Below are 21,321 nucleotides of genomic sequence, written 5' to 3'. Positions count from 1 at the left end.
CCGACACGGCTCACCTGGCTGTGGTCAGGCGCTGGCCTTGGTGATGTGGGCCAGGTAGAAGCCGTCGTGACCATTGACCTGTGGCAGCATCTGGCGGCCAGCACCGGAGACACGGCCCCAGTCGGCCTTGATGGTCTCGGCCTTGGCGTCCGGTGTCGCGGCCAGGAAGCGGTCCATCACGCGGGCGTTTTCCTGGGTGATGATGGAGCAGGTGCCGTAGACCAGGGTGCCGCCGGGCTTGAGCATGCCCCACAGATTGGCCAGTAGCTTGCCCTGCAGGCGTGCCAGATCGCCGATGTCATTCGGGCGACGCAGCAGCTTGATGTCCGGGTGACGACGGATGACGCCACTGCCGGAGCAGGGCGCGTCGAGCAGGATGACGTCGAAGGCTTCGCCGTCCCACCAGTCGCGTTCGCTGGCATCGGCACACACGACGCCGGCACCCAGCTCCAGACGCTCCAGCGTCTCTTCCACGCGCTCGAGGCGCTCGCCGTCGATGTCGATGGCGGTGGCGTCCAGGCCCGGGAAGCGCTCCAGCATGTCCGCCAGCTTGCCGCCCGGCGCGGTGCAGGCATCCAGCAGGCGCACGCCTTCCCCTTCGGCGTTGATGGCGGTCACGGCCGGTGCCAGCAGCTGACCGGCCAGCTGTGCTGCTTCATCCTGCACGCTGACCAGACCTTCCTCGAAGCCCGGCAGGGCGCTGACGTCGCAGGCGCTGGTCAGGGTGATGCCGTGCTCGGCGAACGGGCAGGCCACGCCTTCGATCTCGGCTTCCGCCAGCTGGGCAAGGTAGTCGTCGCGGCTGATGGCGGAGACATTGACGCGCAAGGTCATCGGCGCCTGGGCATTGTTGGCCTCGGCGATGGCCTGCCAGTCGTCCGGCCAGTTGCGCTGGAAGGTATCCAGCAGCCACTGGGGATGGGACAGGGCGACGGCGGGGTCCTTGTCGACCTCGGCTTCCAGCGCTTCCTGCTCACGCTGGAAACGACGCAGACAGGCGTTGAGCACGCCGGTGGCCCAGCCCTTGCCGAGGCCACGGGCGGCGCCAGCGGTCTCACCGACGGCGGCGTGCGGGGCGATGCGCATGTACAGCAGCTGATAGAGGCCGAGCAGCAGCAGGGCGTGGATGTCTTGATCCTGCGACTTGAAGGACGACTTCAGCAGCTTGCCCGCCAAGGCATCCAGACGCGGCAGCTGACGGCAGACGCCGAAGCACAGTGCCTTGTAGAGCCCCTGGTCACGCCCGGCGACGCCGGACGGCAGGCTGTCCAGGTTCAGTGAGGTGCGCGCGGCCAGCACCGGGGCCAGCGTCCGCGCAGCGGCAACACGCACCGCAGCGCCCGGCGAGGCCGGTGCATTGTCAGGCTTGCGACGGGCGCCGCCATGCTTGTGAGCGCCGCCCTTGCTGCGGGCCGGCGGCAGGGAGTTGCGCTTCTTGCCGTTGCCCTTGGAGGACGGGGTGTCTGACTGGCTCATGCGGAAGTCTCGGTCTGGGAATCGGTATCAGGGGCGTGATCTGCGCCGAGGACGAGGCCCTCGGGGAAGCGCGCCGCACGGGAATTGAGCAGGTCCTTGACGGACAGCGGCTTGGCGCCGGGCAACTGGGCGCGAGTGATCTCGAGCACCTCATGGCCATTGCCGCAGGCGATGCGCAGGCAATCCTTGCCGGGTGCCAGCAGGGTGCCGGGCGTCACGCTGTCGGTGAGGCGCTGCTCGCCGGTGCGCGACATCCACAGGCGCAGCGGCTCGCCTTCAAGGCGTGTCCAGGCCACCGGCCACGGATTGAAGGCGCGGATGCGCGCGTCCAGCTCGGCGGCAGGGCGGGTGAAGTCGAGTTCGGCCTCGGCCTTGGAGAGCTTGGCGGCGTAGGTCACGCCGTCTTCCGGCTGGCGGGTCGCGGGCAGGTCGCCGGCGGCGATGGCGTCGAGAGCCGTGACGATGGCCTCACCTCCCTGGGCCGCCAGCGCATCGTGAAGCTCGCCACCGGTGGTGCTGGCGGTGATCGGGGTGCGGCGGATCAGCAGCATGTCACCGGTATCCAGGCCGGCATCCATCTGCATGATGGTGACGCCGGATTCGCTGTCACCGGCTTCGATGGCACGCTGGATCGGCGCGGCACCGCGCCAGCGCGGCAGCAGAGAGGCGTGGATGTTCAGACAGCCCAGGCGCGGGATATCGAGCACCGCCTGCGGCAGGATCAGCCCGTAGGCCACCACCACCATGATGTCGGCCTCGAGGTCGCACAGAATCTGACGATCGGCCTCGTCCTTGAAGTTGAGCGGCTGATGGACAGGGATATCGTGCTGGAGTGCCAGCTGCTTGACGGGGCCCGGGGTCAGCTTGCGACCACGCCCGGAGGGGCGGTCAGGCTGGGTGTGGACACTGATGATCTCGTGGCGACTGCCCAGCAGGGCGGACAGACACTCGGCGGCGAAATCGGGGGTGCCGGCAAAGGCGATGCGCAGGGCTTTCGACATGTGCTATGACTCATGTAGGAGCACGGAGGCGGCCGTGCTCAAGGTGCTGACGGTTGCGGCAGGACGGCCAGCGCGGCAGGCGCGGCTGATGGACCAGTAACCGCACGAAGGCCGAGGGGATGCCCTCGGCCTTCGTGCGGTGCCGCCATGCGCTCAATATCGGCCGTGTGGCCGAGCGTGAGGGATCAGGCTTCTTGCAGCTTGTGACGCTTCTGCATCTTCTTCATCACCCGATCACGCTTGAGCGGGGAGAGGTAGTCGACGAACAGCTTGCCTTGCAGGTGGTCGTGCTCGTGCTGGATACAATGTGCCAGCAGGCCATCGGCTTCCAGTTCGTAGGCATCGCCGTTGCGGTCCTGAGCCTTGAGCCGTACCTTCAGATAGCGCGGGACTTCGGCATAATATTCAGGAATCGACAGGCAGCCTTCCTGCATCGGTTGCTGTTCATCACCGATCGGGGTGTATTCCGGGTTGATCAGCACCAGCGGCTGGGACTGATCTTCGCTGACGTCGATGACGATGAGACGGCGATGCTCGTCGACCTGTGACGCGGCGAGGCCGATGCCGCGGGCGTCATACATGGTCTCGATCATGTCGTCGATCAGGGTCTGCAGCTCGGCGTCGATCGTGTCGATCGGGGCGGCAACGTTGCGCAGACGCTCATCAGGGAATTCAAGGATTTCGCGTTTGGCCATGGCTGGTGTAATTACCGTTGTGCTGTCAGAAAGGATTTGCCTGATATTGTAGTGTGCGCAAGCGAGGAACGGAACCGAATGCCGTCAATGCTGCTACTATCGCGGCAATAGTCAGGATTGATCTGACATGGCGATGGACAGGGGTCAGCAGCCACCAGGCGCGGGGCAGAGCGGGTCTGCGCGGTGCGGAGTTCAGAACAAGACCATCACCACCGAGCGATGGGTGGCAATAACGCAAGGGACGCAGGAATGGGCATGAAACGACTGGTCGGCAATGCCGTCTTTACGGCACTCCTCGGCATGGCGACGCTGGGGGCAAGCGCAGGGATGTCGCTGGCACAGGCAGCAACCGTGCGTGATGACGTACCTTCCACCTACGTGGTGGTGCGTGGCGATACGCTCTGGGACATCTCCGGGCGCTTTCTGCGTGAGCCCTGGCTGTGGCCGGAAGTCTGGCGCGCCAATCCGCAGATAAAGAATCCGCACCTGATCTATCCGGGCGATCGCATCTCGCTCTACTACGAGAATGGCGAGCCACGTCTGCGTCTGGAGCGCGGCCAGGGCGGTGTCGTCAAGCTGTCTCCCCAGATTCGCAAGATTCCCAAGCGCGAGGCGGTGCCACCGATTCCGCTGGAGAAGATCTCGGCCTTCTTGAAAGAGCATCGCGTGATTGACCCGGCGTTGCTCACCGATGCGCCCTATATCGTGGCCGGGGATGACACCCGCCTGATCAGCGGTGCCGGCGATACCATCTACGCCCGTGGCAACTGGTCCTCCAATGACACCTACAGCGTCTACCGCAAGGGGCAGCGTTACCTGGATCCGGACACTCAGGAGTTTCTGGGGCTGGAGATGATCAGCATCGGCGACATCAAGCTTGAGCGTCGCGAAGGCGATATCGGCGTGCTGCGTGTGCTGTCGGCCAATCGCGAGATTCTCAATGGTGATCTGTTGTTGCCGGCGGACGGTGGTGCGATCACCACCAGCTTCCAGCCGCAGCCGCCCGAAGAAGATGTGGGGGGCGTCATCCTCGCGGCCCCCGATGGGCTGCGCAACATCGGTCGCAATGACATCGTGGCGCTCAATCGCGGCAGCCGAGAAGGCATCCAGCCGGGATACGTCTTCGGTATCGAGCGCCGTGGCGAGACGATCACCGACCCCGTCACCGGTGAGCCGATCACCCTGCCCGGTGAGGAAGGTGGCCTGGTGATGGTATTTCGTATCTACGACAAGGTCAGCTACGCGCTGGTGATGCAGGCAGCACGCCCCTTGAGCGTCGGTGACAAGTTGCTGGAGCCCCACGGCTGATCGAAAGCTCCCTGTCACTCGCAAGCTTCGGCGTGGTGAAACGACTCGTCGTGCTGAAGTGAACAACCAGGGTGAGTCAATAATCCGCTCGGGAGGTGTGGCGTGTCGATCGATGTCGAACAACGCGGCCCCTCGCGGGCGGATTTCGTCTTTCTGGCGCGCCTGCCGGGCTTTGGCACGCATACCGCGGCCAAGCTGCGTGAGCGGGCCGACTGGCCGCAGGGCTGGCTGGCCGTATTGCCGCCACGCCTCGCGGCACCGCTGCGCCTGTGGTGCGAGCGCCCCGAATCCTCGCCGCTCTATCAGCAGGTGATGACAGACCTTGCCTGGCATGCGCCGGCACAGGGCTATCACCTGCTCACCCCCGCTGACCACGAGTGGCCAGCCATGCTTGATACCCTGCCGGACCCGCCGTTGGCGCTCTGGGCGCTGGGGCGGCAGTCGCTGCTTGAGTTGCCCATGCTGGCTATCGTCGGCGCGCGCAAGGCGAGCCAGGCAGGCCTGCGGCATGCGCATGACTTCGCGGCGGAGCTGGTCTCTCGTGGCTGGAGTGTCGCCAGTGGGCTGGCGCTGGGAGTCGATGCCGCGGCGCATCAGGGGGCCCTCACGGCGTCAGCGCGCCTCGGCGCACACGACTATGCGGCCAGTCCCTCGACGTTGGCGGTGCTTGGCTGTGGGGTCGATGTGGTCTATCCCGCTCAGCATCATCATCTTCGCCAACGGTTGTTGGAGGGCGGCGGCCTGCTGCTCTCGGAGCACCCGCCTGGCACCGGCGCGCATGCGCGTCATTTCCCACGCCGCAATCGGCTGATCACTGGCCTGTCACTTGGCGTGCTGGTAGTCGAAGCCACGCTGCGCAGTGGCTCGCTGGTCAGTGCTCGGTTGGCGATGGAGCAGAATCGCGAGGTGTTCGCGCTGCCGGGACGCATCGATGACATCACTGCCAGCGGCTGTCTGGAGCTGATTCGTCAGGGGGCAACGCTGGTACGCGATGTCGATGACATGCTGGCGGAACTCGAGCATCTGCTGCCGGCGCACTCGACCGAGCCGCCGTCAACGCAGGCCCGGGTGGCGTCATCCAGGCAGCCCGCTGCCGTCTCTGCGGGCTCTCTCTCAACCTCGCGTTCAGCCACCCGCGACGCTGCATTGTCACTGCCCCTGCCATCGCTCGAGATGCCAGTCTCGCAGGCAGCCACACCCCCTGTCAGTCAGGAGGCGGCACCGTTGTGCTTTCTGGGGGCGGTGCCGCTGGCGCTGGACAAGCTGGTCGAGCTGAGTGGCACCTCGGTCAGCGAGCTGAGCATGCAGTTGCTGGAACTGGAACTCGAGGGGCGAGTCATGCAGGCGCCGGGTGGCTGGAAACGGCTCTGACGTTCTGAGCAAAAGTCGCCGACCTGGCAGTGATGATCCGAGATAGCCGACCTGACAGCGATGATCCGGGAGGCCGGCAACCTGAACTCATTTGCCTTGGCTGACCGTGCCGCTCTCGGGCTGCCAGGCATTGAGCGCCGCGTCACGCATGGCGCGTTTCTCGCGCTCACTGGCACTCCAGTTGCCATCGTAGAGCACGCCTTCCCACTCGCCGTAGGTCGGGTTGGGCAACAGCACGAAGCGACGGCCGAACTGATCCGCCTGGCGGGCGACCTCGGCATTGCGTGCGCGGGTGGTCGACTGCTGGAAGGCCTGATCGAAATCGCCGAGGTTATCGCCCATCAGCAGCGCGATGTCATGCTCGGCCGTGACCCGCGCGCGACGCGCGGTCTTGTCGGAGCTGTCGGTGCGCGGCATCACGTGCTCGGCATTGGCCTGCGGGAAGCCCAGCGCGGCAAGATTGGCGATGGTGGCCTGCTTGCCAGCCGCCTTGCGGTTGGTGATGTAGTAGACATCGACGCCGCTTTCGTGTGCGTAGTTGAGGAACGCCACGGCGCCCGGTGAAGCCGTGGAGACGGCATCATCCACCCAGTCAGCCCAGCTCTGGCTGTCGTAGGTACGACCTTCACGCAGTGCCCAGCCGCCGTAGCTGGTGGTGTCGAGCACGGTGTCATCGACATCGACGACCACCGCCAGCGGCTTGTCCTGTGCGTGACGACGTGCCAGCGCCAGATTCAGGCGGTCGTGGGCCACGTTGAAGGCTTGCAGTGACAGGGCATGAAACTCCGCGCTGCGCTGTATCCACAGGGTCGCCAGCATCGCCTGGTCGCTCAAGGGCGCCTGCGCCGCGGCATCCTGCAGCGGGGCAGGGCGTGGCGCCGGGGCGGTCGGCGCCTGGGTGCCAGAGCTGGCGCAGCCAGCCAATGCCAGCAAGAGAGCGGCTGAGGTCGTCAGTGAGAAAGCGCGGCGCATGGATCACATCCTTGTCTGAAGAAAAGAGGAAAGAAAAGCGGGGTGAAACGCCATCAGGCCTGGCGATGGAGACTGTCCAGCAAAGCGTCCAAATGACCTCGATAGTCTTTTGAAACAAGCCTTTGCGTCAGTTTCGCAATACCCTGAGGGCGATGGGCACCTTCATCATGCCGTGAACCGAGCGGTGCGCCTATGCCACCCCGACGCGACGCCGTGTTGCGTCGATGTGCAGCGTCGGTCTCGCGCCGATGAGCGTGCTAGAATCGCCGCCATCGTGTTGCCGCAGCTAGGAGTTCGAGCAGATCATGAATGTCAGTGATGTTTCGCTGGATCAGCGTGCCCTCGACGGCGCCGCTGCCTGTCTTCGCAATGGGGGCATCGTTGCCTATCCCACCGAGGCCGTCTGGGGGCTGGGGTGTGATCCTGACGATGGTGAGGCCCTGGCTCGGCTGATCAAGCTCAAGTCCCGCGACGCCGCCAAGGGCTTGATCCTGATCGCCGGTGATATCGCCCAGCTGGAACCCTGGCTGGCGGGAGTCACCGTCGAGCAGCGTGAGCAGCTGCTGGCCAGCTGGCCGGGACCCTATACCTGGCTGGTGCCTGACAATGGCCGTGCGCACCCCTTGCTGCGCGGTGAACACGTCAGTCTGGCCGTGCGCGTGACCGATCATCCGCTGGTCCAGGCATTGTGCGCTGCCTTCGGCGGCCCGCTGGTGTCGACCTCGGCCAACCGTGCCGGCGAGGCACCTGCCATGACCGCAGACGAGGTGCGTGACGCCTTCGGCGACGCGCTGGTCAATGACGTGATCCTCGAGGGGCCGCTCGGTGGCAATCCGCGTCCCAGCACCATTCGTGATCTCGCGACCGGCAAGGTACTGCGCGCCTGAGCAGCAGGATCGTCGCTCGGGTTGATCCAGATCAGTGCCGCGTCATCCAGGCGCCCAAGAGGGGCATTTTCCGACCTGCCGAGCGCAGCGTGTCGCGGTAAGCTGGCAGTTCACCGCCAGCAGCGGCCAACGACGGGTGTCGCCCCGTCACCATTCATTCCCGTGTTACCGGAGGCATCGTGGCCCACGCCAATCTCGAAGACGTCAAGGTCTACCTGCTCGATCTGCAAAACCGCCTGTGCGAGGCGCTGCAAGCCTGCGATGGCCAGGCAAGTTTCCGTGAAGACAGCTGGGAGCGTGCCGAGGGTGGAGGCGGTCGCTCACGGGTCATCGAGAATGGCGGCGTATTCGAGAAGGGGGGCGTCAACTTCTCGCATGTCTTCGGACATGAATTGCCGGCTTCCGCGACGGCGGTGCGTCCGGAACTGGCCGGGCGCAGCTTCCATGCCGTCGGGGTCAGCTGGGTGCTGCATCCGCACAACCCGCACGTGCCGACCAGCCATGGCAATGTGCGCTTCTTCATCGCCGAGAAGGAGGGCGAAGCGCCGGTATGGTGGTTCGGGGGCGGCTACGATCTGACGCCGTTCTACCCGCATGAAGAAGACGCGCGTCACTGGCACCAGACGGCCTACGATGCCTGCATCGCCTTCGGCAGTGATGTCTATCCGCGTTACAAGGCCTGGTGTGACGAATATTTCTACCTCAAGCACCGCGACGAGACGCGGGGCGTGGGTGGCCTGTTCTTCGATGATCTCAACGAGTGGGGCTTCGAACGCTGCTTCGCCTTCCAGCAATCCGTCGGCGACAGCTTCCTCGAGGCGTATCTGCCCATCGTCGAGCGCCGCCGCGACACGGCCTATGGTGCGCGTGAACGCAACTTCCAGCTCTATCGTCGCGGGCGCTACGTGGAGTTCAACCTGGTCTGGGACCGCGGCACGCTGTTTGGTCTGCAGAGCGGCGGACGCACCGAGTCGATCCTGATGTCGATGCCGCCGGTAGTGCACTGGGAATACGGCTACGAGCCCGAGGAAGGCAGTGCCGAAGCGGTGCTGTATCGTGACTTCCTACATGCCCGCGACTGGCTGGGCGAAGAGGCCTGATCGCCGCATTGACCTGACGCTTTTCTGTGATTGTCCCGGAGTCCTGATGTCCCGTTACGCTGTATTCGGCAACCCGATTGCCCACTCGAAATCCCCGTTGATTCATCGATCCTTCGCTGAGCAGCTCAAGGACTCCCTGAGCTATGAGGCACGACTGGCGCCGGTCGATGACTTCGCGGCCGGTTGGGCCGAGTTCGTCGCTGAAGGTGGTCAGGGGGCGAATGTCACCATGCCCTTCAAGGAGCAGGCTTTCCGGTTGGTCGATGTGCTGAGTCCGCGTGCCCGTCGCGCCGGTGCCGTCAATACGCTGATACTCGGCAAGACCGGCCAGCTGTACGGCGATACCACCGATGGTGTCGGCTTGACCCGTGACCTCGAGCGTCTCGAGGCGCCGCTCAAGGGCGCGCGCATCCTGATTCTCGGTGCGGGTGGCGCCGTGCGTGGGGTGCTGGAGCCTTTGCTGGCCAAGCAGCCGGCGGCATTGGTGATCGCCAATCGCACCGCCGCCAAGGCCAGTGCGCTGGCCGAGGACTTCGCCGATCTGGCGGGGGAAGGCTGCCAGCTGTCCGGTGGCAGCTATGCGGCCATCGAGGGCCAGTTCGATCTGGTCATCAATGGCACCAGCGCATCGCTGGGCGGCGAGCTGCCGCCGTTGCCGGACTCGCTGTTCTCTCCGCAGGCGCTCGCCTACGACATGATGTATGCCGCCGAGCCGACCGTCTTCATGCGTTGGGCCAGCGAGCGCGGGGCGCGGGTCGAGGATGGACTCGGCATGCTGGTGGAGCAGGCGGCCGAGTCCTACTTCCTGTGGCGTCACAAGCGCCCGGAGACGGGGCCCGTGGCGGACATGTTGCGCAGGATGCTGGCGGAGGGATGATCCCCGTGCCTTGCCGGGGATGCACGTCGATTCAGATGGTCAGCCAGACGACAGACGATGAAAAAGGAGCGGGGGACTCGATGGAGTCCCCCGCTCCTTTTTGTTGGCCACGGCCCAGCGTGCTCACGCCTCGCTATTGGCGCTCAGCTGCTCTTGGCGGGGGTCGTGGCACAGGATTCGAGTCGATATCCGTACTGATAGACACTTTTCAGCCTGAGTCCACGGCTGCCGTCCAGCCCCAGCTTGCGCCGCAGGCGGCTGACGTGGGTGTCGACCGTACGGGTCGAGATATCCCCGTTGACCCCCCAGATCATCTCCAGCAGGTAGGCGCGTGAGTAAAGCTCTCCGACGTGGCGCAGCAGCAGGGAGGCCAGCTGGTATTCGCGCTGGGTCAGGGCGACCGGCTCCTCGCCGCACCAGATGGTGTGTTCATCCGGCTCGATCCGATATTGATCGCTGATGGCCACCTTGGGCTGCAGGTAATTGGTGTCGGAGGTGACGAAGCGCCTACCCAGCGCTTCCACACGCGCCGTCAGCTCGGCAGGGCGGATCGGCTTGGCCAGGAAGTCATCGGCGCCGTGCTGAAGCGCATGCACGACATCCTCCACACCCTGGCTTGCGGTGATGAACAGGATCAGCCCCCGCCAGCCGTGCTCGCTGCGCAGTGTGCGCGTCAGCTCCATGCCGCAGGCATCCGGCAGCTGCCAGTCGATGATCAGCAGGTCGAAGCTGCGCTCGCGCAGCGCGCGCAACAACTGGCTGGCGCGCTCGAAGCCTGCCAGCTCATGTCCCTGGGCCTCGAGACACAGGGTCAGGTAATCACGTTGATCATGATCATCTTCCAGAATGCCGATTTGCATGTCATTGCCTCCCCGCATGGGTATCGCAAGCAGTCTACGCGTCTCTTGCGTGAGACCGCGTCACAATGGTTCACGTTTGGCATGACGATGGCGACATATACTCGTGTTCATCCCCTCTCGCTGCTTCATGGCGCGGTGCCGCTACTGGCTCGTGAATGGCGAGGATGAAACGAGACGGTGAACCTCCGGCCGTCATCCATGGTTGTCCATGACCCCTGGAGTCTTCCCATGCCGCTTCTCATTCTCCTGCGACGCCTCACCACGGCGTTACCTCGCATGCGCCACTGGCTTCTGCTGCTGACACTGTCGTTTTCCCCTTTCGCCATGGCCCTGGAGGCGCCGCAGGGGCCAGTGGTACTGCGTGTCACCGGTGATATCACCCATGCCAATGCCGGAGGCGAGGCGCATTTCGATCGCGCCATGCTCATGGCGCTGACGCAACGGGAAACCGTGACCACCACCCCCTGGCATGACGGCGAAGTGAGCTTCAGCGGTCCGCTCGGTTCGGCGTTGATGGAGGCGGTCGGTGTCGAGGATGGCACCATGCGTATCGTGGCGCTCAACGACTACGCCGCCAGCGCGCCAGTGCAGGACTATTTCGATCATCCGGTGATACTGGCCATGGAAGTCGATGGCAAGCGACTACGTGTGCGTGACAATGGTCCTATCTTCATCATCTACCCCTTCAGTGAGCAGCCGGATCTCCTCAACGAGGAAATCATGACTCGCTCTGTCTGGCAGGTGAAGCGCATTGAAATTGAACGCTGACCCCGTTTTTACCGCTCAACTTCATGAGCTCTGGCAGGATGCCCGTGCATGAATCCACTTCGTTCTCTGCATTTCAGAACCGCCATCGCCATTGCCGCGACGTTGTTCTTCGTCTCGGCATTGGTGACTGGCGTTCTGGTCTATCAGCGTCAGCAGGCACTCGAGCACAAGCTGCGTGAGAATCTGATCTGGGCGGTCTATCAGTTCGACAGGGAAGTGCGCGAGCTGCGCATGGTGGTGGCCGAGGAACAGAAGACCCCGACGCCGCCCGCCTTGATGGATGACAGCGAGCTGCTGTTGCGGCTCGACATCCTCTATAGCCGGGTGCAGCTGCTGCAGAGCGGCCAACTGGGCAGCATGCTGGCGGGAATGCCCGACCTGCATTCCCAGCTGATGGCCATGCTGCCCAGAATCGAGGTGCTGGACAGCGCCATCATGGACCTGGCGAGTCGTCAGGAGCGTGATGCGTCCCTCTATGTGCAGATACTCAGCCGGCTTGCCTCGCTACAGGAGCAGACCGGCGAGCTGCTGCTGAACATCAATGCAGAGGCCGCTATCCAGCGCACGAAGGAGCGCACGGAGCTCCTCAACCTGTATGCCCTCGCACTGTCGCTGGTGCTGCTGATGACCCTGAGCGGCATCGTGCTGGTGGTCGCGCTGATCGTCGAGAGTCGTGGGCGGGCCTCCAAGACCCGCAAGCTGGAGGAGCGTACCCAGGAGCTGGATGGCATGGTGCAGCTGGCTCAGGCAGCCAGTCGTGCCAAGTCGGAATTCATGGCGATCATGAGCCATGAGATTCGCACCCCGCTCAATGGCATGGTCGGCGTCTCGGACCTCATCGGCGAGGAAGTCTCGACCCGGCGTGGCCAGCAATACCTGACGATGCTGCGCCAGAGTGCCGAGAGCCTGCAGGCCGTCATCAATGATGTGCTGGATTATTCCAAGATCGAAGCCGGCAAGCTGGAGCTGGATCCGCGCTGCTTCTCGTTGCCCGAATTCCTCGATTCCCTGGCCGCGCATTACCATCGCCAGACAGGCAGTGCCGGCAAGGGATGCTCGCGCATCTTCCTCGAAGAACGTACCGATGACCTGCCTGTCTGGGTCAAGGGGGACGTCAATCGCCTGCGTCAGGTACTGACCAACCTGCTCAACAATGCCTTCAAGTTCTGTCCCCAGGGGACCATCCGGCTGAGGGCATCATTGGAAGAGGGCGAGATGTTTCATTTCGAGGTTCACGACAGCGGTTGCGGGATCGCCGCCGACCAGGTGAGCCACTTGTTTGCCCCCTTCACCCAGGTGGATACCTCGATTGCGCGTCGTCATGAAGGCACCGGGCTCGGGCTTGCCATCTGCAAACGACTGGTGGAAGCGATGGGGGGGGAGATCGGCGTCGAGAGCCATCTCGGGCTCGGCAGCCGCTTCTGGTGTCGTGTGCCACTGCCGGTATTGACCGCCGCCGAGGCTTGCCCGCAGCAGGCGGTAGGAGACGCACCCTTGCCCCACACAAGCGTGCTGGTGGTGGAAGACAACGAGGTCAATCAGTCGCTGGCGCGGGCCATGCTCGAGTATCTGGGGCAGCAGGTCACGGTGGTGGAGGACGGTGAGCAGGCACTCGAATGGCTGGCGCAGGCTGGCAACGATGTCGATCTGGTGTTCATGGACATGCAGATGCCGGTACTGGATGGCGTCGAGACGACACGTCGCTGGCGTCAGCACGAAGCCGAGCAACCCGCCAGCGCTCGTCTGCCGATCATCGCGATGACCGCCAACGTGATGCAGGAAGATGCCCGCCGCTGCATCGAGGCCGGCATGCAGGGGGTGCTGCACAAACCCTTCACGCGTGATGATCTGCATCGGGTACTGCAACAGTATCTGGTCCAGGCCTCTGATTCACAGGAGGCTGAGTCACAGAGGACTGATTCACAGAAGTCTGATTCGCAGCAGGAGGCGCTTAAGCCAGACAAGCCAGAGGCTCCGGCTGGCGAGCCGTCTACCGCCGTGCAGGGGCCAGGCGATGATGCCTTCAGACCGACAGCGGCGGATGATAAGAGCGCGCAGATCGACCCGTCTCCGGCGCTCGATGTGGCAACTGACGACTCAGCCGCGCGCGCCCTGCCCGATGCCGCGCCTTCCTTGCTGCAACACGCGATCTGTCAGGAGCTGCTCACGACCTTGAATGGCGAGGCCTATTCACGACTGCTGAACAATTACCTGGCGCGCCTTGAAGGACGCCTCGACGTGATGGTGACCTTGCTGAAGCAGATGGACCTCACGGAGCTCAAGCGCGAGGCGCACTCCCTGAAAGGGGCGTCAGCTTCGCTGGGCTGCAGTGGCATTGCCAGTGGCGCCAAGGCGCTGGAAGAGGCCGTGATCAGCGGGGACATGACCCAGGTACACCAGCATGTCGCTATGTTGCGCTCCTTGAGTGTGCCGACGCGGGACAGCCTCCTCGAGGAGGGCTATCTGTTCTCCTGATAGTTGGGACGTGATGGCGTGATAGACAGCCGACAGCATTTCACTACCGCCCCTCTTGTTCTCCCGCTCCCGCCTTCTCTCGCTCTCTTCACCCTTTCTTCACCCTGTCCTCCACTACACAGACGCCACCCATGGTGGCATGGGTGGCGTCTGTGTAGTGGGGGGTGCGGCATTCCCGCTGCCTGTCCTGCGCTGCGCGGGACGCCAGTCTTCTCAATGGACTGCGGAGGCGTGGCGCTGGCTGAGTGCATTGACGGCGCTGGGCGGGCAGCGGCTCCAGGCATTGAAGTCGCTGACGGGCATGGGGCGCGCGAACAGATAGCCCTGGCCGATATTGCAGCGGGTATCGCAGAGGTAATCACGCTGTTCCGCGGTCTCGATGCCTTCGCCGACCACGGCGAGATTCAGACGCTGACCCAGCTCGACGATGGTACGGGTGATGGCGCGCGCTTCCGGGTGACTGTCGCTGCGCCCGACGAAGCATTGGTCGATCTTCAACTCGTCGAACGGCAGGTTGTAGAGCTGCATCATCGAGGAGAAACCGGTGCCGAAGTCATCCAGCGCCAGGCGATAGCCGCGGTCGCGAATGGCGTTCAGCAGGTGGCGAGCGTAGGTGAGGCAGTCGATCCCGCAGCTCTCCGTGAGTTCGAGCGTGATGGAGTGCGGATCGACATGATGCTGACTGGCCAGCGCATCCAGCGTCTTCAGCATGTCGCGGGTGCGCAGCAGCTGGGGTGACAGGTTGAGCGCGAGATCAAGGTGGAGTCCCTGGGACTGCCATTGGCCCTGCTGGCGGAAGCCATGCTCGATGACCTGCCAGGTGAGTGCCTCGATACGATTGCTGCGTTCCGCCAGGGCGATGAACTGGTTGGGCATGACCATGCCGCGCAGAGGATGCTGCCAGCGCACGAGAGCCTCCGCGCCGCTGAGCCGGCCGCTGGCGAGGTCGATCTTGGGCTGGTAGACGAGGTGCAGCTGGCGCTCGGTCAGCGCATCATCCAGTTCATCGAGTGACAGCGGATCGCGTTGCTTGTCCAGCTCTGCCAGCAGCGAGGCCAGGTGCATGATGTCGAAGGGCTTGCCGAGCTGGCCCAGCATCTCCAGGCCGCTGCGCTTGCCCCGGGCGACCATCGCTTGCATGTCGTCGTTGTGACAGGCGCTCATCAGGATGATGCCCGCCTCGACATTGCGTTCGCGCAGATAGCCGAGCACATCATCGCCGGTGAAGTCGCCCAGTTCGTAGTCCACCAGGATGAGGTCCGTTTCCAGACAGGCGGGATTGCAGGCGATGTCCTGCAGCCCTTCGCTCTGCGTGCAGTCGAAACCATGGGCGGAAAGCAGCCCGCTGATGAGTTCACGAAAATCCGGATCGTCGTCAATGATGAGTGCGTGTCGAGTCATGTAAGCCATCCTCAAGCGAGTGTCGGGAATATGCTCGTGCCGCTGTGCATGAAGTGTCTGCATGAGCAGTGCAAAGTCGAGCAGGTGATCCCAGATTAGCAATGCGGTTACATGATTCGCGGATATCGACACATTTGGCGGCGTCTTTTTACATTCGAGCTGTCAGGGCGATGGATCAGAAGGCTGGCAGCGTGAGCCAGCCAGGGTGAGCCAACCAGGAAGAGGCGGGGAGGGGGTAGCAAACAAGGAAGAGGCGGGTAGCTGGATGGAGGGCGCCACATACTCGCGCAGCCCCGGGTTCTTCAGGGGCCACGCGAGTGTGTTACCTGAGACTGATGACGCTGCCAGACTGGCAGGTTCAGCGCAGTCGATCGCAGTCGGGCTTCTCGCCGTCGGCGCGAGCCTGCTGATAGGTCGGCAGAGCGGTCTCGAGGCGCTCGTTGAGGGCCGCCATGCGCTGCTCATCACTCGGGTGCGTCGACATCCACACCGGAGGTTGCGCGCCACCGGCAGCGTTCATGTTGGCCCACAGTTTGATGCTGGCGCGCGGATCGAAGCCGGCTTCGGCCATCAGGTCCAGCCCCAGCAGGTCGGCTTCGGACTCGTGGGAGCGCGAGAACGGCTTGAGCACGCCATATTCCGCACCCATGCCCAGCAGGCCCATGAGCTGATCACCACCGGTACCTTCGAGGCCGGCCAGTGCCTGGGTCAATGACAGCCCGGCGGAGGTCAGCGATTGGGTCGAGACGCGCTCGTTGGCGTGGCGCGCCAGCACGTGGGCGATCTCGTGGCCGATGACGGTCGCCAGCTGATCCTGATTCTCGGCGACCTCCAGCAGTCCGGTGTTGACACCGATATACCCGCCCGGCAACGCGAAGGCATTGGCGGACTCATCCTCGAATACCTTGACCTGCCAGCCGCTGATGCCATAGCTGGCGGGTACCTTGGCGGTCACCGCATCCGCCACGCAGCTGACGTAGGCATCCTGACGACCTTCCACCACCGGCAGCTCCTGTTGGTACTTGCTGAAACTGGCTTCTCCCATCTTCTCCAGCTCCTGATCCGAATAGAGCGTCAATTGGCTGCGGCCCAGAGGAGAACTGGCGCAGGCACTCAGGGTGACGGACGCCGCAAGGGCCGCCAGCGGGAGCAGACGACGCAGGGCGCGGGGAGATGAGAGATCGAGCAATCCTGGCATTTAGGCCTCCTGGCAATGGTGACGATGACAACCTTCGAGTGCACGGCAAGGCGGTGCTGAACGTGCAAGAAACGTGCAGACAGCATAACCGGATAGGCGCAGTGGTGCAGTCAGCGAAATGATACGTTGCTGAGATCACAGCAACGTCAGGCCAGACGGCCCCGCCGGACATGAGATACTGGGCGTGATCTGATGGGCCAGCCACGGCCCTTGCCCCATGTATCTGACAGGGAATCACCATGTCACCAGAGTTTGAACGCCGCCTCTCGCATCTGCTGGACCGACTCGAACCGATGCTGCCGCCGACGGCTGTCGAAGTGGACTGGACACGCGATGTCGCCGCCTTGTGGACCCGCCACCCCCTGGGAGGGCGCCTGACGCCGATCGCGCCGCGTGACGCCCTGACACTCGAGGACCTGCTCGGCATCGCACGCCAGAAGCGCGAGCTGCTGGCCAATACCCGCGCCTTCCTCGCGGGCAAGCCGGCCAACCATGCGCTGCTGTGGGGCGCGCGTGGCACCGGCAAGTCATCGCTGGTACGTGCGCTGCTCAATACTCTGGGCAGTGAAGGCCTGCGGTTGATCCAGATCGATCGTCACGACCTGCCGGCACTGCCGGCGCTGGTCGCCGAGCTGGCCCAGCAACCGCATCGCTTCATCGTCTACTGTGATGACCTGTCCTTCGAGGGCAGCGATGACGCCTACAAGGCGCTCAAGAGCGTGCTGGATGGCACTCTGACGGGGCCGCCGGAGAACGTGCTGCTGTATGCTACCTCCAACCGTCGTCATCTGCTGCCGGAGCACATGAGCGACAATCACGACACGCATATCGTTGATGGCGAACTGCATCATGGCGATGCGGTGGAAGAGAAGATCTCGCTGTCGGACCGCTTCGGCCTGTGGCTGGCCTTCCATCCCTTCAATCAGGATGCCTACCTGGAGACCTGCCAGCACTGGGTGGAGTGGCGCCTTGGCGTGGGAAGTTTCGATGATGCCGCACGTGCAGAGGCGCTGCGCTATGCCACCCAGCGGGGTGTGCGTAGCGGGCGTGCTGCCTGGCAGTTCGCCAATCTGTGGGCGGGGCAGAAGACGCTGGAGGCGTGAGCCCGGTGCTTGGGGTGCTTGAAACATCAGTACTCACGACATGAAAAAGCCGCCCCTGCAGTCATCTGCAGGGGCGGCTTTTTCATGGGGCAGGCTGGCGGATCAGATCCGCTGGCCTGCCATCACGCACAGGCGCAGTTCACGCCATCAACGGCGCTGCTTGCGTTCCTTGCGGGCTTCCTTGGTGCGCGCCAGTGAACGCTCTTTCGCGCGCTCGCGGTCATCAGCCCCCTGGGCTCCATCGAAGGGGTTGTCGCCGGAGCGGAACTCGAAGCGCATCGGCGTGCCCTTGACCTTCAGCACCTTGCGGAAGGTGTTGGTCAGGTAGCGCTTGTAGGCTTCCGGCAGACGGTTGGTCTGGTTGCCGTGCACCACGATCAGCGGCGGATTGGCGCCACCCTGGTGAGCCATGCGCAGCTTGATGCGGCGGCCGTTGACCATCGGCGGCTGGTGCGCCTGGGTGGCGTCCTGCAGCAGGGTGGTCAGACGCTTGGTCGACCAGCGGGCCACGGCGCTTTCGAAGGCGCGGTCGATGGACGGGTAGAGATCACCCACCGCAGTGCCGTGCAGCGCGGAGATGAAGTGCAGGTCAGCGTAGTCGGCAAAGCCCAGGCGACGCTTGATCTCGGAGCGCATCTTCTCCTTGGCTTCGCTTTCCAGGCCATCCCACTTGTTGACCACCAGCACCAGGGCGCGGCCGCTGGTCAGCACGAAGTCCAGCAGGTGCAGGTCCTGCTCGACCAGTCCCTGGCGGGCATCGAGCACCATCACGGCGACGTTGCACTTCTTGATCGCTTCCAGGGTCTTGATGATGGAGAACTTCTCCACCACTTCGCGCACGTTCTTGCGGCGACGGATCCCGGCGGTATCGACTAGCAGATATGGCTTGCCACGACGCTCGAAGGGAATCTCCACGGCGTCGGTGGTGGTGCCGGCCTGGTCAAAGACGACCACGCGCTCCTCGCCCAGCAGGCGATTGACCAGTGTCGACTTGCCGACGTTCGGGCGACCGATGATACCGATGCGCACGCCGCGGTCATCCAGCTCCGGATGCAGGTCCTCGTCTTCGCCTTCCTCGACTTCAGGGTAGGGCGAGAGCACCTCTTCCAATAGCGTGGTGACGTTGCGGCCATGCTCGGCGGCGATGGCACGCGGGTCACCCAGACCCAGGGTCCAGAAGTCGGACTTACCGATCTCCTCGTCCATGCCGTCGGTCTTGTTGACCACCAGCCAGGTCTTCTTTTGATTGACGCGCAGATGATTGGCGATGGCCTCATCCGCCATGTTGAGGCCGGCGCGCGCATCGACCATGAACAGCACGATGTCGGCTTCGTCGATGGCGGCCAGTGACTGGCCGGCCATCATCAGGTCGATGCCTTCCTCGTCACCGCTGATGCCGCCGGTGTCGATGACGGTGTAGGGCTTGCCGCCGACCTTGCCGGTGCCGTACTTGCGGTCACGGGTCAGGCCCGGGAAGTCGGCGACCAGGGCGTCACGGGTCTTGGTGAGGCGATTGAATAGCGTCGACTTGCCGACATTCGGGCGGCCGACCAGGGCGATCACGGGGTTCATGGAATCTCACAGCATTCGCAGGGATAGCATCGATGCCGGCCCCGTACGGTCTGCTTCGAACCATGATGGCTGGAAAGCACCTTGTGCAGGCAGGGCGATAGCGATGATATCGGACTTGGGGCACTGGATGACGACGCAGGCGTCGCATGCATCCAGTATGGTCCGCCGACAGGGGGTTAGCACTGTCGGCGGAAAGATCTCGTGGCTGAATCAATGGCTGCGTCGTGCGGCAGGCCTGATCAGCGGGGGCAGCATTCTAGCATTGACAGGGAGTTGCTACCAATGGCGCATTACGACAACGGCAGCCATCTGGCTGCCGTTGTCGTGACGAGGGCTGATCGAGGCGCATGGCAGATTGCGGGGCAGGCTGACGTGCGCGCTCGATCAGTGGCTTACGGCGCTTCGAGATCCAGCGCCGTCAGCTCGCCATCGTTGGTGTAGACATAGATGCGCTTGCCTTCGGTCAGCGGGGTGATGCTGATGCCATCGCCCCCCACGTCATAGCGGCCGGCCATCTCGCCGCTTTGGGCGTCGATCAGGTGCACATAGCCTTCGTAGTCACCGACCACCAGCTTGCCATCGACGAAGGCCGGAGAGGTCAGCCAGCGGCCTTCCAGGTCTTCGGACTTCCACAGCACGTTACCCGTGTTGGCATCCATCGCCAGCACATGGCTGGCGTTGTCGATGCTGAACAGGTAATCGCCGACCACGATGGGCGTCAGATAGCTGGAGGACGGCTTGTCCCACAGCGGCTCGCCGTTGCGGGCGTCCAGCGCGATCAGGCGACCGTTGTAGCTGGTGACGAACAGGCGGCCATCCTGGGTCAGCACCGGCTGGCCATCGAGGTCGACCAGCTGGTCCACCTCGGTACGACCGGCCGGCACGGCAACGCGCAGGTCCCACAGTTCCTGGCCTGAGCGGTTGTCGAGCGTGACCAGCTTGCCGTTGGCGAAGCCCGCGAAGGTGACCGGCTGGATGACACGCGGCGCACCGGTGCCACGCAGCGTCAGGGCCGGAATCGTGGCCGAGTAGGCCCACTGCTCTTCGCCGGTGAAGCGATCAAGCGCAGTCACGGTGCCATCGACGCTCTGCACCACGACCAGCTCGTCGTTGTACTGCGGCGCGGCCAGCACTTCACTGGAGACTCGCGTGCTCCATTCAATGCTGCCATCTTCCTGACTGATGGCACTGACCTTGCCATCGCGCGTACCGACGTACAGGCGGGAGGCATCCGCATTCAGTGCACTGGTGATGCCAGCCGGCAACCGTGTCTGCCAGATGTCCTCGCCATTGTCGGCAGCGAGGGCTTCCAGCTCACCGCCTTCGGCACCGACGAACAGCCTGTCGTTGGCGAAGATCGGTGACAGCGGATAGTGGGCACGGCCAAGGCCATTGCCGACCGATTCGCTCCAGACGGAATCCAGCGCGACCTGGCGGTCGAAATCGACCAGTTCCTTGGGCGCATATTCCGGTTGGGCACTGCTGGCACAACCGGCCAGCAGACTCACGGCCAGCAGTGAGGCCGGTACGCTCAGACGACGAGTGACGCTCATGAAGAAGACTCCGCAGCCAGATCGGCGAGTTTCAGGTCGAGACCGTAGACCGGCTGACCACTTTCCTGCGACAGGGCGCTGGCCTGCTGATAGGCGGCGATGGCCTCATCATGCTTGTCCTGTGCGGCCAGGGCATCGCCACGCACCGCCGCCGCCTGCGCTGCCAGCGGCGCAGGCGGGCTCTTGAGCAGGGCGAGTGCCGCATCATTGTCGCCACGCTCGACGTTGATGCGCGCCAGACGCAGGCTGGCCAGCCCCTGCAGATAGCTGTCATCGCTGTTGTCGATCACGCTCTGCAGCGCCGTGGCGGCTGCGTCGAGATCGTTGGCCTTGACCGACATGCTGGCATCCAGCAGGTGCGCCATCTGGGTGTAGAGGCTGTCGCCGTGCTCGCTTTCCAGTTCGCCGATCAGCGTACGCGCCTGCTTGACGCCGGCGTCTTCCAGCTTGGGCTGGCTGACGAGGCTGATCAGTTGCTGGTAACGCACGGAGGCCGCTTCCGACTGGCTGGCTTCGTAGTTCTGCCAGGCCTTGAAGGCAAAGACACCGGCGCCGGCCAGTACGACACCGGCAATCAGTGACTTGCCGTTCTCGCTCCACCAACGCTTGATGGCTTCAAGCTGTTCTTCTTCGCTTCTGAGCTCTTCCGCCACGGGCGGTCTCCTTGACCTGGCCGGCATGCCGGCACTTGCATTCGAGAGGCG

18 protein-coding genes are annotated in these 21,321 nt (G+C 64.0%); 8 read left to right on the top strand and 10 right to left on the bottom strand.

The features are described from left to right. Window positions 1-24 precede the first annotated feature (24 nt). The 3 genes from rsmB to def form a co-directional block, all read right to left on the bottom strand. Entirely contained in the window at window positions 25-1,476 is a 1,452-nt protein-coding gene (gene rsmB, locus CDPAHKCJ_RS12965) for a 16S rRNA (cytosine(967)-C(5))-methyltransferase RsmB (protein ID WP_166020152.1), read from the bottom strand. Continuing rightward, the gene (fmt, locus tag CDPAHKCJ_RS12960) at window positions 1,473-2,477 is read right to left on the bottom strand and encodes a methionyl-tRNA formyltransferase (RefSeq protein ID WP_166020151.1); all 1,005 of its coding nucleotides are present in this window, start codon (window positions 2,475-2,477) and stop codon (window positions 1,473-1,475) included. Before fmt ends, rsmB begins: the two co-directional genes overlap by 4 nt. Window positions 2,478-2,662: 185 nt before the next feature. Beyond that, the gene (gene def, locus CDPAHKCJ_RS12955; protein ID WP_043333797.1) at window positions 2,663-3,172 is read right to left on the bottom strand and encodes a peptide deformylase; all 510 of its coding nucleotides are present in this window, start codon (window positions 3,170-3,172) and stop codon (window positions 2,663-2,665) included. 255 nt (window positions 3,173-3,427) lie between these two features. On the opposite strand from def, the gene CDPAHKCJ_RS12950 reads away from it, so the two are divergent. Further along, window positions 3,428-4,480, top strand: a complete 1,053-nt coding sequence (locus CDPAHKCJ_RS12950) for a LysM domain-containing protein (protein ID WP_166020149.1) — start codon at window positions 3,428-3,430, stop codon at window positions 4,478-4,480. A 102-nt stretch (window positions 4,481-4,582) separates the two neighbouring features. Beyond that, the gene (gene dprA, locus CDPAHKCJ_RS12945; RefSeq protein WP_346773927.1) at window positions 4,583-5,851 is read left to right on the top strand and encodes a DNA-processing protein DprA; all 1,269 of its coding nucleotides are present in this window, start codon (window positions 4,583-4,585) and stop codon (window positions 5,849-5,851) included. Window positions 5,852-5,938: 87 nt separating this feature from the next. Here the strand turns inward: dprA and CDPAHKCJ_RS12940 are convergent, their stop codons facing one another. Further along, window positions 5,939-6,823, bottom strand: coding sequence for a 5'-nucleotidase, lipoprotein e(P4) family (locus tag CDPAHKCJ_RS12940; protein WP_166020148.1), 885 nt, complete (start codon window positions 6,821-6,823; stop codon window positions 5,939-5,941). Between the two features lie 305 nt (window positions 6,824-7,128). Between CDPAHKCJ_RS12940 and CDPAHKCJ_RS12935 the strand changes: the two genes are divergently transcribed. The 3 genes from CDPAHKCJ_RS12935 to aroE all read left to right on the top strand — a co-directional run bounded on the left by CDPAHKCJ_RS12935 (window position 7,129) and on the right by aroE (window position 9,687). Then, entirely contained in the window at window positions 7,129-7,710 is a 582-nt protein-coding gene (locus CDPAHKCJ_RS12935; RefSeq protein WP_166020146.1) for a Sua5/YciO/YrdC/YwlC family protein, read from the top strand. A gap of 179 nt (window positions 7,711-7,889) precedes the next feature. Further along, window positions 7,890-8,810 (top strand): oxygen-dependent coproporphyrinogen oxidase, encoded by a 921-nt coding sequence (hemF, locus tag CDPAHKCJ_RS12930; RefSeq protein ID WP_166020145.1) that lies wholly within the window; start codon window positions 7,890-7,892, stop codon window positions 8,808-8,810. 43 nt (window positions 8,811-8,853) lie between these two features. Continuing rightward, window positions 8,854-9,687 carry a shikimate dehydrogenase gene (gene aroE, locus CDPAHKCJ_RS12925; protein ID WP_166020235.1) on the top strand — a complete coding sequence of 278 codons (834 nt, stop codon included), beginning with the start codon at window positions 8,854-8,856 and terminating at the stop codon, window positions 9,685-9,687. 143 nt (window positions 9,688-9,830) lie between these two features. On the opposite strand, the gene CDPAHKCJ_RS12920 is transcribed toward aroE, so the two are convergent. Then, window positions 9,831-10,547, bottom strand: a complete 717-nt coding sequence (locus CDPAHKCJ_RS12920) for a response regulator transcription factor (RefSeq protein ID WP_166020143.1) — start codon at window positions 10,545-10,547, stop codon at window positions 9,831-9,833. A 276-nt stretch (window positions 10,548-10,823) separates the two neighbouring features. On the opposite strand from CDPAHKCJ_RS12920, the gene CDPAHKCJ_RS12915 reads away from it, so the two are divergent. Beyond that, complete coding sequence (locus tag CDPAHKCJ_RS12915) at window positions 10,824-11,315, top strand: molybdopterin-dependent oxidoreductase (protein ID WP_166020142.1); 492 nt, start codon at window positions 10,824-10,826, stop codon at window positions 11,313-11,315. A gap of 48 nt (window positions 11,316-11,363) precedes the next feature. Beyond that, a complete protein-coding gene (locus CDPAHKCJ_RS12910) occupies window positions 11,364-13,790 on the top strand; it encodes an ATP-binding protein (protein ID WP_166020140.1) in 2,427 nt (808 codons plus the stop codon). Between the two features lie 213 nt (window positions 13,791-14,003). Here the strand turns inward: CDPAHKCJ_RS12910 and CDPAHKCJ_RS12905 are convergent, their stop codons facing one another. After that, window positions 14,004-15,191, bottom strand: coding sequence for an EAL domain-containing response regulator (locus CDPAHKCJ_RS12905; RefSeq protein ID WP_166020138.1), 1,188 nt, complete (start codon window positions 15,189-15,191; stop codon window positions 14,004-14,006). A gap of 358 nt (window positions 15,192-15,549) precedes the next feature. Further along, the gene (locus tag CDPAHKCJ_RS12900; RefSeq protein WP_205700875.1) at window positions 15,550-16,389 is read right to left on the bottom strand and encodes a M48 family metallopeptidase; all 840 of its coding nucleotides are present in this window, start codon (window positions 16,387-16,389) and stop codon (window positions 15,550-15,552) included. A gap of 239 nt (window positions 16,390-16,628) precedes the next feature. Here CDPAHKCJ_RS12900 and CDPAHKCJ_RS12895 point away from each other — a divergent pair, with 239 nt between their 5' ends. After that, the gene (locus CDPAHKCJ_RS12895) at window positions 16,629-17,492 is read left to right on the top strand and encodes an ATP-binding protein (protein ID WP_166020136.1); all 864 of its coding nucleotides are present in this window, start codon (window positions 16,629-16,631) and stop codon (window positions 17,490-17,492) included. A 147-nt stretch (window positions 17,493-17,639) separates the two neighbouring features. Here the strand turns inward: CDPAHKCJ_RS12895 and der are convergent, their stop codons facing one another. The 3 genes from der to CDPAHKCJ_RS12880 form a co-directional block, all read right to left on the bottom strand. Beyond that, entirely contained in the window at window positions 17,640-19,064 is a 1,425-nt protein-coding gene (gene der, locus CDPAHKCJ_RS12890) for a ribosome biogenesis GTPase Der (protein WP_166020134.1), read from the bottom strand. Between the two features lie 392 nt (window positions 19,065-19,456). After that, window positions 19,457-20,617, bottom strand: a complete 1,161-nt coding sequence (gene bamB, locus CDPAHKCJ_RS12885) for an outer membrane protein assembly factor BamB (RefSeq protein ID WP_166020132.1) — start codon at window positions 20,615-20,617, stop codon at window positions 19,457-19,459. Further along, entirely contained in the window at window positions 20,614-21,270 is a 657-nt protein-coding gene (locus tag CDPAHKCJ_RS12880) for a tetratricopeptide repeat protein (protein ID WP_346773926.1), read from the bottom strand. The genes bamB and CDPAHKCJ_RS12880 overlap by 4 nt, the downstream gene beginning before the upstream one ends. Between the last annotated feature and the right edge of the window lie 51 nt (window positions 21,271-21,321).

Source organism: Cobetia sp. MB87 (assembly GCF_011319755.1).
In the GTDB taxonomy this organism is placed as follows: domain Bacteria; phylum Pseudomonadota; class Gammaproteobacteria; order Pseudomonadales; family Halomonadaceae; genus Cobetia.
This window is presented reverse-complemented; position numbering and strand designations above follow the sequence as displayed.

Coding starts and splice junctions, on each gene's coding strand:
- CDPAHKCJ_RS12915 (WP_166020142.1), top strand. CDS start 10,824: ATGCGCCACTGGCTTCTGCTGCTGACACTGTCGTTTTCCCCTTTCGCC.
- CDPAHKCJ_RS12900 (WP_205700875.1), bottom strand. CDS start 16,389: ATGCCAGGATTGCTCGATCTCTCATCTCCCCGCGCCCTGCGTCGTCTG.
- CDPAHKCJ_RS12905 (WP_166020138.1), bottom strand. CDS start 15,191: ATGACTCGACACGCACTCATCATTGACGACGATCCGGATTTTCGTGAA.
- rsmB (WP_166020152.1), bottom strand. CDS start 1,476: ATGAGCCAGTCAGACACCCCGTCCTCCAAGGGCAACGGCAAGAAGCGC.
- CDPAHKCJ_RS12910 (WP_166020140.1), top strand. CDS start 11,364: ATGAATCCACTTCGTTCTCTGCATTTCAGAACCGCCATCGCCATTGCC.
- bamB (WP_166020132.1), bottom strand. CDS start 20,617: ATGAGCGTCACTCGTCGTCTGAGCGTACCGGCCTCACTGCTGGCCGTG.
- CDPAHKCJ_RS12935 (WP_166020146.1), top strand. CDS start 7,129: ATGAATGTCAGTGATGTTTCGCTGGATCAGCGTGCCCTCGACGGCGCC.
- fmt (WP_166020151.1), bottom strand. CDS start 2,477: ATGTCGAAAGCCCTGCGCATCGCCTTTGCCGGCACCCCCGATTTCGCC.
- der (WP_166020134.1), bottom strand. CDS start 19,064: ATGAACCCCGTGATCGCCCTGGTCGGCCGCCCGAATGTCGGCAAGTCG.
- CDPAHKCJ_RS12895 (WP_166020136.1), top strand. CDS start 16,629: ATGTCACCAGAGTTTGAACGCCGCCTCTCGCATCTGCTGGACCGACTC.
- CDPAHKCJ_RS12940 (WP_166020148.1), bottom strand. CDS start 6,823: ATGCGCCGCGCTTTCTCACTGACGACCTCAGCCGCTCTCTTGCTGGCA.
- def (WP_043333797.1), bottom strand. CDS start 3,172: ATGGCCAAACGCGAAATCCTTGAATTCCCTGATGAGCGTCTGCGCAAC.
- CDPAHKCJ_RS12920 (WP_166020143.1), bottom strand. CDS start 10,547: ATGCAAATCGGCATTCTGGAAGATGATCATGATCAACGTGATTACCTG.
- CDPAHKCJ_RS12950 (WP_166020149.1), top strand. CDS start 3,428: ATGAAACGACTGGTCGGCAATGCCGTCTTTACGGCACTCCTCGGCATG.